This window comes from Paraburkholderia sp. LEh10, assembly GCF_017814945.1.
Taxonomy (GTDB): Bacteria; Pseudomonadota; Gammaproteobacteria; order Burkholderiales; family Burkholderiaceae; genus Paraburkholderia.
This window is the reverse complement of sequence record NZ_JAGIPX010000080.1, coordinates 20,541-31,789: the sequence shown is the minus strand read 5'-3', so window position 1 is coordinate 31,789 and position 11,249 is coordinate 20,541. Positions and strand designations below refer to the sequence as shown.

The following is an 11,249-nucleotide window of genomic DNA, read 5'->3' as shown; positions in this document are numbered from 1 at the left end:
TCGTCTCCAGCACACATGACTCGATCATAGAACATGCTGGATTTACGTAAAGTTATTTCTGGGACGGAACACTAGGAAACCACTTTTTTATGTGCAGTTTGCTGCGGCACACAAACCTCATGGAGGTCCGTAGAACCGATCCATGTTGCGTTTGGCGTGATGCAACTCCGCATAATTCCCGGCTGCGCATAACGCCTTCAATGCAAATATGTGCATTGAAGGCGGAACTATATGTTCGCTGGCTCCGACAGCGGTGGCGAGCGAGCCGCCGCAATGTATAGCCTGATCGGCTCGTGCAAGTTGAATGGCATCAACCCGCGCGCCTATCTGGAATACGTGCTTACGCACATCGCCGATCACCAGGCCAACCGCGTCGACGAACTGTTGCCCAAGAACGTCGCGAAGCATCTCCTCCGATCTACACCTGCCTCGGTTTGATCCCTTCTGGCAGCGGCAAGATGCGCCTGCCGTGTTCTTCTACGCCTGTCCAGAGAACTCTCAACGGCCCTCACGTGCTTGCAATTACCCACATCTCCAGCGCGAAACCTGGTAACCTGGCATACGTCACGTTCCATACGCACGCGGGATGGCCGGTAAGCGACACGCGGATGATCGTTCGTGGTTCGACCTGGAAGTCCAGGGAAGCGAATTCCAGGACACCAGGCTGCGCCGCCGCTTCGCAAGCCTGCTCGAGAAGCTGTGGGACGGCATGGGGCAGACGATCCCGTTCGCCTGTCAGGACTGGGCTTCGACCAAGGCTGCGTACCGGTTTCTGTCCAATGACCGCGTCAGCGAACACGATATCCTGAGCGGACATTTCCAGGCGAGCGCCGAGCGTGTGAAGGCCACCGATGGGCCAGTGCTTATCCTGCAGGACACGACCGCATTCTCGTACCAGCGCGAGCGTCCCGAACTCATCGGCTACACGGGCAAGACGACCCTGCGCACGGGGAAGAACGGCAGGGGCCCGCGACGACCGCTCACGCAGTGCGGCATCCTGATGCATTCGAGTCTTGCTGTTACTGCCGATGGATTGCCACTTGGCCTGGCTGCAGTGAAATTCTGGACAAGAAAGCAGTTCAAGGGGGCTTCTGAACTCAAGCGTCATATCAATCCCACGCGCGTACCGATTGAGGAAAAGGAAAGCTGGCGCTGGCTGGAGAATATGCGTCAGTCGACTGAACTTCTCGACGATCCTGTGCGTTGCATTCACATCGGTGACCGGGAAAGCGACATCTACGAGCTGTATGCACCGCATATGATCTTTCCACCTACTTCCTCGTGCGTACCTGTGTCGACAGGCTCGCGGGAGATGGTCAGCACACGATCTCCAAAGCCATGCGGCAGGTTCAGGTAAAGGGACTCCATCGCGTCGAGCTTCGCGATGCGAAGGGCCGTCCGATGACCGCGACGCTCGAACTGCGCTATGCGCCAATGACTGTTCTGCCGCCCATCGGCAAGCAGAGCCGCTACCCCGCGTTACAGCTAACCGTACTTCACGCGCAGGAGCGAGATCCGCCGGCCGGGCGTGCCCGCATCGAATGGAAACTCATCACCAACCTGCCGGTCCGCTCTCGCGCCGAGGCAATCGAGAAACTTGACTGGTATGCGATGCGATGGAAAATCGAAACCTTCCACAAAATCCTGAAGTCGGGCTGCAAGGCCGAGGAGTCCCGACTTCGTACAGCCGACCGGCTAACGAACCTGATCGCGGTCTTCTGCATCCTGAGCTGGCGCATATTCTGGATCACCATGCTCGGCCGCTCGGCGCCACGGGCCACAGCCGAACTCGCGTTCACACGCACCGAAATCGACCTGCTTGAACACGTCGTTCACGACACGTCTCATAACGCACAGGCACCACCGCTCGTGCGCAACGTCATCAGGCTCGCCCAGCTCGGTGGTTACCTTGCGCGTGCCAGTGACCCTCCGCCGGGCACTACCGTGATGTGGCGTGGGATGCGACGTCTGACTGACATCCAGATCGGCTATGACCTCGCGCTAAAAAGAAGTGGGTAATTGCAAGCCTCACGTGACGCTTACAGATAGCGACGCCTTTCACTCGCTGCAGCTGTATCGCACGACTGTACTGTCCGTGGAAGCGCCGGCCTCAACGTGCTCATCCCTTGGAAGGATGGTTGGAGACGCTGGTATTGGATACGTTTTCAATTCCTTTGAACTTCTCGAGAATTGGAGACGGACCTTATGGTTTCTACGCACGTACAGAATGAACCTATCCTTACCTATGCTCCGGGATCCCCGGAGCGCGCCGCGCTCGAGAGTGAACTCGTGCGTCAGGCCGCTGAGGTCGTAAATATTCCGGTTATCGTCAAAGGCAAGCGAATTGAGGGGGGGGAACGGCTGCGTGTAACATGTCCCCACGATCATCATCACCTGCTTGCAAACGTGCAGCAGGCTTCGACAGAAAACGTGCAGGCGGCAATCCAGTCCCAACGTGAAAGTCAACTGGAGTGGTCCAACTGGTCGCTAGAGGAGCGTGCAGCGGTGTTTCTGCGGGCCGCTGATCTGCTCTCGGGGCCCTGGCGTCACAAACTGAACGCGGCGACAATGCTGGGTCAGAGCAAGACCGTGCATCAGGCCGAGATCGACTCGGCGTGTGAACTGATCGATTTCCTGCGGTGGAATGTCCAGTTCGCGCGTGAACTGCAGGAGGTGCAACCGATCTCCGCTGCCGGGGCACGAAACGCGCTCGAGTACCGGCCGCTTGAGGGCTTCGTTTACGCGGTTACCCCCTTCAACTTCACGGCCATTGGCGGCAACCTGGCCTGTGCCCCCGCGCTGATGGGGAACTCTGTGCTATGGAAGCCGGCCGCCACCGCCGCGCTCAGCAACTACTATATTCTGCAACTGCTCGAGGCGGCGGGACTCCCGCCTGGGGTCATCGATTTTGTCCCAGGGGACGCGAAAACGGTGTCGTCTGCCGCGCTTGGCTCACCTTCATTTGCGGGCCTTCATTTCACTGGCTCGACCGCGGTGTTCGACAACCTCTGGCGCTCCGTCTCGGAGCACCTCCCGAAATATCGAAGCTATCCCCGGCTGGTTGGTGAAACAGGCGGAAAGGACTTCGTTCTTGCTCATGCGTCGGCAGATGCGGATGCCCTGAGCACCGCCTTGCTCCGGGGCGCATTCGAATACCAGGGGCAAAAGTGCAGCGCGGCGTCGCGCGCATATGTCCCGGCGTCGATCTGGCCGCGGGTCAAGGCGCGAATCCTCGAGGATCTTTCGACTTTGAAGATGGGGGATGTGCGGGATCTCTCGAACTTCATGGGCGCGGTTATCGATCAGCGTGCCTACGAGCGAATCAATGGCTATATCGACACGGCCCGGCGTTCCGGCGAGGCGTCCATCCTCGCCGGCGGCCAGTGCGACGCCCGAAAGGGCTACTTTGTATCGCCTACGGTCATTGAGGTTCGTGATCCTCGATTTGTCACGATGCAGGAGGAGATTTTCGGGCCGGTCCTGTCTGTGTATGTGTACCGCGATGAAGAGTGGTCTGAAATTCTCAAGCTCGTCGACGAAACCAGCCCGTACGGGCTCACCGGCGCGGTGTTCGCGACCGACAGGGCAGCGATCACTGAAGCGAGCGCTGGTCTTAGATTTGCAGCGGGTAACTTCTACGTGAACGACAAACCAACAGGTGCGGTTGTTGGACAGCAACCCTTTGGCGGCGCCCGCCGCAGCGGGACCAACGACAAGGCTGGCTCGATTCTCAACCTCTTGCGTTGGGTATCGCCTCGCACAGTCAAAGAGACCTACGTCCCGGCAACGGACTATCGGTATCCGCACATGAAGGGCTAACAAGTTCGCGTTCAGTCGGTCTCATCGCTGGACACCAGGCGAAGAGTTGTGTTTTCGCGGCGTACCGCTGAGTCCTGCATAGGGTTTACTTCCGTTCAATTGGTGTGCCGTGGATGCACGCCACGCAACGGCGCTTTGACTCACCCTGCTCGACCCGGTACCTGTATCCCGCTGCTCCTCCTCTGGGGGGATGGAACCAAGAATTCTGTCCGGTAAAGATTAATCGAACGCCATGCAGCTCGCTCGAAGAGCGGGCATCGGTCTGATTCACAAACTAACGGGAAGACTTTATGAAATACGTGCGCATGATCCTCGAAGAGGAGTCGCCGGAAGAACTGGGTTACGCGAAGATCAAGTACAACCTGTCGGAGAGCTCGATCTCGGACCGGAAGTTCCGCGATTTCAACGTCGAGAACCTTGATGATCTCGTTCTGCTGTATGGCGAGCATCGCGGCGACAAGCAGCTTCGAGAGTTGATCGCGAAACAATGCGGCGCTCATTCTGTCACGGCTGATGACGTCCTGATCTGCAACGGCGCTGCGGGTGCCCTGTTCATCATCGCCACATCGCTGCTGGACAAGGATTCGCATCTCGTCGTCGTCCGCCCGAACTACGCGACGAATATTGAGACGCCGCGCGCGATCGGTTGCGAAACGACATACATCGACCTGGAGTTCCAGGAAGGCTTCAAGGTGGACCTCGAAGCAATCGAACGTGCGGTACGACCGAACACCGCATACATCAGTGTGACGTGCCCGCACAATCCGACTGGCACCATGATGACGTGGGACGAAATCGTTGGCCTCAAGGCGATCGCCGACAAGCACGACTGCCTTGTGCTTGTCGACGAGACTTATCGCGATCTCACCTACGGTACGCCGTACCCAGCCGCAGCGACCATCAGCGATCGTTTCATTTCGGTCTCGTCCCTGTCGAAGGCGTACGGCACTCCTGGTATCCGCCTCGGCTGGCTCACGACGCGCAGCCCGGCACTCTACCGACTGTTTCTCGCGGCCAAGGAACAAATCGGCATTTGCGGATCGGTGATCGACGAAGCGATCGGTGTCGCGGTCCTCAAGGCGCGCGATAGCTGGTTGGCCGAGAGCAATAAGAAGAATCTGCGTCACCTTGAGATCACACGCGACTGGGTCAAGTCGGATCCGCACGTCGAATGGGTGGAGCCCCAAGGCGGGGTCGTTTGTTTCCCACGCCTGAAAGTGCCGTCGACCTTCGACGCTGATGAATTCTATCGGTCGTTGCTGCAGAACCACCATACGTATGTCGGCGCCGGAAACTGGTTCGAAATGTCAAAACTGCACATGCGCATCGGCTTTGCATGGCCGACGGAGGATGAACTCCGAAAGGGTCTGGCAGGTATCTCTGCCGCCGTACGCGAGCAATTGTAATTAGATCGCCGCTCGCTCCGTACGCGGATGAGCGGCCCGAAATACATACACCTGGTGCCTTGCTACGCCGACGCTGGGGCAAGTCAGGAACTTTGCCGAGAAGCCATGCCCCTCGCTGTTCGGGTGCGTTAGTTTCTCTGCTCATTGCGCGGCAAGCGGTCATGAACTAAGAGCGTCGCTGCGGGACAGCAGTAACGAATAGACCGAAAACCTAGTTAGCGAGAAGGCAACGGTATGCAAAAGTTAACTGTACGGGCAGCCGTTAGTTCGGATTATGAGCAATGGCTGCCACTCTGGAAATCCTATCTACAGTTTTATCAGACGAATATTCCGACGCTAGTCACGGAGGCGACGTGGGACCGGATCACGACGCAGGGTGGAGATCATCAGTGCGCCGTCAGCGAGGACGAGGCAGGCCGGATGACAGGGTTTGTTATCTATCTCTTCCATCGTTCAAGCTGGGCTGCGACGTGGAACTGCCTGATTGAGGATCTCTTTGTTTCGGAGGCAGCAAGAGGGCTAGGTGTAGCACGTCAGCTTCTTGATAAGGCGTTCCAGGAGGCGGATGTCCGGGACTGCTATCGCACGTATTGGCAGACGGACGAGACGAACAAGACAGCGCAGAGTTTGTACGAGACTGTAGCTACTCGCGCTGCGGTAGTTCAGTACAGAAGATAAAAAGCGAGCAGTCGGGAAAACCAGTGATTTTGAGCGCAGGTTGCAGGCGAATTTTGGTTTCATTTCCATATTAAGGCGAGCAAGGAGACAAGCGATGAAAAGGTCCGCAACGATGCTGGCACTTGTTGCATCTGTATTGATGACGACGGCCCACGCGCAGGGTGCAGACGTGATCCGTATGGGAGTCGAGGGCGCATTCCCTCCGTTTAACGAAATGGGTACAGACGGAAAGCCTCGTGGCTTTGACGTCGATATCGGTAACGCAATTTGCGCTCAGCTCAAGGCCAAGTGTGAGTGGGTTGTCCAGAATTGGGATGGCATGATTCCGGCGCTGATGAGCAACAAGTTCGACGCGATCATGTCGTCGATGACCGACACAGCAGAGCGCCGAGAGAAGATTTCGTTTACCGAAAAGTACTACAGCGTCGCGTCTCGGATGGTTGCCCGTTCGGGCTCTTCATTTGATCCCACCCGACCGGAGACGCTGAAGGGCAAGAAGGTCGGGATGCAGCGTTCGAGTCCTCACGAGTCGTTTGCGAAGGCGGTCCTCGCACCAGCGGGCGCAAAGGTCGTTACTTATCCGTCAGATGAGGATGCCTTGACAGATCTCGCTTCCGGTCGGCTCGACGCCGTGATGGGGGATAGCACCATGCTCGCTACCGGTTTCCTCAACCAGCCGCAAGGTACTGGCTTCGCATTCACCGGGAAGCCGGTCACAAACTCACAGTACTTCGGCGCCGGCATCGCGATCGGCGTACGCAAGGACGATTCTCAGCTCCGCGATCGCCTGAACAGTGCCATTAACGCAATCCGGACGAGCGGAGAATATGATCGCATAGCCAAGCGCTACTTCAATTTCGATATCTATTCGGGCATCTGACGCACCGAGTCCTTGACTCCGGTGTGGAAGTTGGAGAGGGAGGGACAGTTACCGCATTCGGCGGCGACTCCCTTCCCCATTGTTTCTGGAGATGTCTGATGCTTTATGGATACGCTCACGCGATTGGTGTTGGTGCCATGACAACGATCAACGTCGCATTGGCTTCGTTGCTTGTTGCTGTTGTTCTGGGGCTCGTGGCAGCCATGTGCAAGTCCGCGTCAAATCGCGTCTTGAATACCATCGCGTTGCTATATACGTCGCTCGCCCGAAGTGCGCCCGACTTTGTGTGGCTGTTGTTCTTGTATTACGGTGGCCAAGCCGCGCTCAACTATGCAGTGAACAAAATATCTCCAGGACGTTCGATCGAGATCGACTCCTATATGGCGAGCGTGGTAATTCTCGGGGCGGTCTACGGTGGATATGTCGCCGAGACTTTTCGAGGCGCGATACTGTCAGTTCCGGCTGGCCAAATGGAAGCCGGTTACGCATTTGGGTTGCGCAAGCGAACCGTAGTTTTTCGCATCCTCTACCCGCAGATGATGCGATTCGCTATCCCCGGTCTGAGCAACAATTGGCTCGCGCTTGTAAAGGCCTCCGCAATCACTTCCATGGTGAGTTTGAACGAGTTGGTTTTCCTCTCGTCTGCGGCCGGACGCGCCACACACCACATCCTCCTGTTCTTCTGTGTCGCTGGTGCGGTCTATCTCGCTCTTACGACTGTCTCGCTCTGGATTCTGCGACGACTCAACATGAAATTCTCGCTCGGAGTTCGAGAGGTGATTCTGTGAACTTCAATATTGTTCTGGATAATCTTCGGCTGTTCTTGTGGACCGACGGCGAAGTCACCACCGGTTTGTGGTTGACCGTGCAGCTTCTTTTGATTTCTCTGGCTTTCGCGCTCGTGCTGGCATTGCCGCTCGCGGTGATGCGCATATCGAAATCGCGTTGGCTGTCAACGCCCGTTTGGTTTTTCACATACATCTTTCGAGGAAGCCCACTGCTCGTCCAGATGTATGTCATCTACTATGGGCTTGCCGAAGTCGAATTCGTCCGCGAGAGCTGGCTTTGGACCTACCTCCAGGAGGCGTACGTCTGCGCGTGGCTTGCATTCGGACTGAACACCGCAGCATACACCTGTGAAATTTTCGCTGGCGCGCTCAAGGCTACGCCACCCGGGGAGGTGGAGGCGGCTGTTGCGATCGGGATGAGCAAGTGGGCTCGCCTTCGATATGTAATTTATCCAAGTGCGCTCCGTCGCGCGATGCAGGCGTATTGCAACGAGGTTGTTTTTACCCTGCACGGAACAGCGTTGGCCTCCGGTATCACGCTGCTCGACCTGGGTGGCGTCGCTCGCGCAATCAGCATGCAGTATGCGGCGCCGTTCGAGCCCTACCTGTTTGCACTCGTGCTCTATAGCGTGTGCACATTTGCAATTCTGAGAATCTTCCGCACTTTGGAGAAACGATACATGGCTCACGTTCGGCCACGCGCCTCGCAGCGCGTTGCGGTAAAGTCTGCAAGCTCATCCGCGGCCGAATTCCAGGATGCGCGACAGTATTAATCAGAACACGAGTAACGATCATGAATGCACTTTCGGTTGAAAACGTACACAAGCAATACGGCGCGCACGAGGTCCTCAAAGGCGTTTCGCTGCATGCCAAGAAGGGCGATGTCATCAGCATCATCGGCTCAAGCGGATCGGGGAAAAGTACATTCCTGCGCTGCATCAACATGCTTGAGCGGCCAAATGCCGGCGTGATCCGCCTGAACGGTGAGGAACTGCAGACGAAAGAAACACGCGAGGGCATCATGCCGGTCAACCACCGCCAGCTCGAAAAGATGCGTACGCGGCTTGCGATGGTCTTTCAGCACTTCAATCTTTGGTCACATCTGACAGTGATCGAGAACCTGATGCTCGCGCCGATCAGGGTGCAGAAGCGTTCGCGCAAGGAGGCCCATGAACGTGCACTCGATGTCCTCCGGAAGGTCAAGCTGGATCCGGACAAGGTTGCTGAGATGTACCCGTCCCACATGTCTGGTGGGCAGCAACAGCGCGTAGCGATCGCCAGGGCACTTGCCGTCGACCCCGAAGTATTGTTGTTTGACGAGCCCACATCTGCACTTGATCCCGAACTGGTTGGCGAAGTGCTCTCGGTCATGAAGGAACTCGCCAAGGAGGGGCGAACGATGGTGGTAGTGACACACGAGATGGCGTTCGCGAAGGAAGTCTCGAGCGAAGTGATGTTCCTTGATCAGGGACTTGTGAATGAGCGTGGCCGGCCAACTGATATTTTCGGAAGTCCACGAAGTGAGAGGCTAGCAAAGTTCCTCACTGGGGCATTGAAGTAGTCCGAGATCCACCACATCGACTTGCTAGAGTCTATTAGGCATTGAGGTAATCATCATGGTTGTAGCGTGTCTCTATCCCGGTCCGAGGATGTCTGCTGCCAGCGTTCATCAGGGAGTGGTGCGGCTCGCGGGGCAAGTCTCAGAACAACCCAATCTGGATGTCACAGCGCAGACCGCAGGGATCTTGGAGTCCATCGACTCCCTGCTTGAAGAGGCGGGTAGCAACAAGCATCAGATTCTTTTTGCACAGATATTCCTCGCGGACATTGCGGATTTTCCCGCGATGAACATCGCGTGGGATGCATGGGTTAGTCGGAGCGACCCACCTCCACGTGCTACGGTCGAGGGAAAATTGGCTGTCCCCGGATGTACGGTCGAGGTGGTCATCACTGCGGCACTCCTGGATTAAATCTGGCAGAGAAGGCGGGCGCGGGTTGTCAAGGGGGAGTCCGTCGTCGGGCGGACACCGCCGTAAGAATAGGGCCACGCGTCATGTCTCAAAGGAACTTGAGGGCGGTCTATGTCGTTCAACCTTTCCGGACCCGAATTTTTTTTGTGGATTGGCGAGGCAATCGATTGTGTCGGTAGCGAGAGATCATATGTCGCGGCATTCGAGCTGTTGAATATGAATCTGGCGTTCGAGATGGTTTCGATTGTCGCCTATCGTGGAAAGACGCGGCCTGTACTGCTATTTGACACATTCGGCGATACACCCTATCGGGAAGGCCTGACCAACTTTGTCGAGTTGTCGTACGTGCTGAGTCCGTGCTATCAGGCATATCTGGACGGCATCGAGCCGGGCGCGTACCGGATGAAGGATCTGGTGCCTAATGAATATCCGATTTCCCAGTCGTTCAAGAGTGTGCCCGCGGCGTGGTCTGAAAAAGAGGAAATGCGTTACATCACCCTTGGGTGGCCCGAGCAGAGAGAGGAGCTATTGCTTCTCGTCCAGCTCCCAGACGGGGCCATGGCCGAGGTGAGCTTTCTCCGACCCAGTTCGTCATCGGGTTTTAGCGCGCAGGAGATTTCCAATCTCGAAGCGATGGCGCCGTTCGTCTCTGCGGTTGTTCGCGCGAACTGGGCATGTTTCGTCCGCGATGCCACACTCCCTCACGACAACACTGTAAATGTGGCATTTGAATCGTTCGGGAAGGACTTATTGTCTGCGCGTGAGATAGAGGTGATTCGGTTGATTCTGCAGGGGCACTCGTCCGTATCGATCAGTCTGAGACTGAATATCGCAATAACGACGGTAAAAAGCCACCGCAAGAATGCCTACGCGAAGCTACATATTGCCACTCAATCAGAGCTGATGGCATTGTACGTGCGTTGGTTGGAAAGCGCCTCAAACCGATGATTCCGGGGCGTCGTTTGTGGCTTTTTCATCCTTCCCGGCAGCGCGCGGATCCGCGTTCGTGGTGATAAGCGAACCGACTGCCGCGCTGTGGGTAATTTGAGTTTTGTATAGGCAACCCGGGGCCGCGTTCTCGCGGGAGCGATGCTTTCGCGGAGCTATCGTACGAATTGGCAGTCCGGTAGTGTGGTGGGGGCTACATGCGGTTGGAGCCGCGGAATCACATGGCGCTCATGCAGGTTGTCGAGGCAGCAGGAGCAGTTATCCCGACTTGCAAAACCGGACTCTCGGCATGCGGTCTGACGGGGGGCGTCGCTAGCTGCAGTACGGCGCTTGATGAAAAAGCGTCGATTGCGCTGGGCGCCTAGGAGGCTGACTGAATGCCGGTTCGAAGAAGATGGCGGGGGTAGTATCGCCCAGTTCGAAAACATTACTTACCGTCGTTTTTCTTCACGGGACGACATGTGACGCTTGAGCGCCCAATTGATTCTCCGGGCGAAGGCTGAATTGGTTGCTTATCAAATGCGGACGGACGTAGGAACTACAGCGTAATCGCCAGAGGCACTGCGACGGCGCAAGCAAAGTGAATAATCAAAAGTTCTCAACATGCCCGACTAAGGAAAGTGCCGGAACAGCTGCGACCTGGCGATCATCGTTAAGGTTGACATAATTCTCAACGGGCTTCAACGGAATCCGCGTGTGCTATATCGTACGGATCAAGCGTTTTGCGATGTCTCCGGTGATACTTAGGCTTATGTAAAAT

11 protein-coding genes and 1 pseudogene are annotated in these 11,249 nt (G+C 56.6%); all 12 read left to right on the top strand.

Annotated elements, in window-relative coordinates; translation table 11 throughout:
• Nucleotides 1–219: 219 nt before the first annotated feature.
• Nucleotides 220–438, top strand: a pseudogene (locus J8I87_RS37905) (transposase domain-containing protein); the annotation flags it as partial.
• 148 nt (nt 439–586) lie between these two features.
• A complete protein-coding gene (locus J8I87_RS37900; protein ID WP_209937492.1) occupies nt 587–1,357 on the top strand; it encodes a transposase in 771 nt (256 codons plus the stop codon).
• On the top strand, nt 1,282–2,019 hold the full coding sequence (locus tag J8I87_RS37895; RefSeq protein WP_209937490.1) for an IS4 family transposase: 738 nt from the start codon (nt 1,282–1,284) through the stop codon (nt 2,017–2,019). The genes J8I87_RS37900 and J8I87_RS37895 overlap by 76 nt, the downstream gene beginning before the upstream one ends.
• A 186-nt stretch (nt 2,020–2,205) precedes the next feature.
• Nucleotides 2,206–3,819: an L-glutamate gamma-semialdehyde dehydrogenase gene (gene pruA / locus J8I87_RS37890; protein WP_209937489.1), complete on the top strand. Its 1,614-nt coding sequence runs from the start codon at nt 2,206–2,208 to the stop codon at nt 3,817–3,819.
• A 290-nt stretch (nt 3,820–4,109) separates the two neighbouring features.
• Nucleotides 4,110–5,225 carry an aminotransferase class I/II-fold pyridoxal phosphate-dependent enzyme gene (locus J8I87_RS37885; RefSeq protein WP_209937488.1) on the top strand — a complete coding sequence of 372 codons (1,116 nt, stop codon included), beginning with the start codon at nt 4,110–4,112 and terminating at the stop codon, nt 5,223–5,225.
• Nucleotides 5,226–5,459: 234 nt separating this feature from the next.
• Nucleotides 5,460–5,903 carry a GNAT family N-acetyltransferase gene (locus J8I87_RS37880; RefSeq protein WP_209937487.1) on the top strand — a complete coding sequence of 148 codons (444 nt, stop codon included), beginning with the start codon at nt 5,460–5,462 and terminating at the stop codon, nt 5,901–5,903.
• A gap of 94 nt (nt 5,904–5,997) precedes the next feature.
• Entirely contained in the window at nt 5,998–6,783 is a 786-nt protein-coding gene (locus J8I87_RS37875) for an ABC transporter substrate-binding protein (RefSeq protein ID WP_209937486.1), read from the top strand.
• 98 nt (nt 6,784–6,881) lie between these two features.
• Nucleotides 6,882–7,571, top strand: a complete 690-nt coding sequence (locus J8I87_RS37870) for an ABC transporter permease (RefSeq protein WP_280923138.1) — start codon at nt 6,882–6,884, stop codon at nt 7,569–7,571.
• Complete coding sequence (locus J8I87_RS37865) at nt 7,568–8,344, top strand: ABC transporter permease subunit (protein ID WP_313068075.1); 777 nt, start codon at nt 7,568–7,570, stop codon at nt 8,342–8,344. The genes J8I87_RS37870 and J8I87_RS37865 overlap by 4 nt, the downstream gene beginning before the upstream one ends.
• Before the next feature lie 20 nt (nt 8,345–8,364).
• Nucleotides 8,365–9,132 carry an ATP-binding cassette domain-containing protein gene (locus J8I87_RS37860; RefSeq protein WP_209937483.1) on the top strand — a complete coding sequence of 256 codons (768 nt, stop codon included), beginning with the start codon at nt 8,365–8,367 and terminating at the stop codon, nt 9,130–9,132.
• Nucleotides 9,133–9,220: 88 nt separating this feature from the next.
• Nucleotides 9,221–9,541 carry a RidA family protein gene (locus tag J8I87_RS37855; protein WP_409518871.1) on the top strand — a complete coding sequence of 107 codons (321 nt, stop codon included), beginning with the start codon at nt 9,221–9,223 and terminating at the stop codon, nt 9,539–9,541.
• 111 nt (nt 9,542–9,652) lie between these two features.
• Nucleotides 9,653–10,489, top strand: coding sequence for a response regulator transcription factor (locus J8I87_RS37850; protein WP_209937481.1), 837 nt, complete (start codon nt 9,653–9,655; stop codon nt 10,487–10,489).
• Nucleotides 10,490–11,249: the final 760 nt, after the last annotated feature.

Excerpts from the sequence above, each read along its gene's own strand:
- J8I87_RS37900 (WP_209937492.1), top strand. The coding sequence starts at position 587 with ATGGCCGGTAAGCGACACGCGGATGATCGTTCGTGGTTCGACCTGGAA.
- pruA (WP_209937489.1), top strand. The coding sequence starts at position 2,206 with ATGGTTTCTACGCACGTACAGAATGAACCTATCCTTACCTATGCTCCG.
- J8I87_RS37885 (WP_209937488.1), top strand. The coding sequence starts at position 4,110 with ATGAAATACGTGCGCATGATCCTCGAAGAGGAGTCGCCGGAAGAACTG.
- J8I87_RS37880 (WP_209937487.1), top strand. The coding sequence starts at position 5,460 with ATGCAAAAGTTAACTGTACGGGCAGCCGTTAGTTCGGATTATGAGCAA.
- J8I87_RS37875 (WP_209937486.1), top strand. The coding sequence starts at position 5,998 with ATGAAAAGGTCCGCAACGATGCTGGCACTTGTTGCATCTGTATTGATG.
- J8I87_RS37870 (WP_280923138.1), top strand. The coding sequence starts at position 6,882 with ATGCTTTATGGATACGCTCACGCGATTGGTGTTGGTGCCATGACAACG.
- J8I87_RS37860 (WP_209937483.1), top strand. The coding sequence starts at position 8,365 with ATGAATGCACTTTCGGTTGAAAACGTACACAAGCAATACGGCGCGCAC.
- J8I87_RS37855 (WP_409518871.1), top strand. The coding sequence starts at position 9,221 with ATGTCTGCTGCCAGCGTTCATCAGGGAGTGGTGCGGCTCGCGGGGCAA.
- J8I87_RS37850 (WP_209937481.1), top strand. The coding sequence starts at position 9,653 with ATGTCGTTCAACCTTTCCGGACCCGAATTTTTTTTGTGGATTGGCGAG.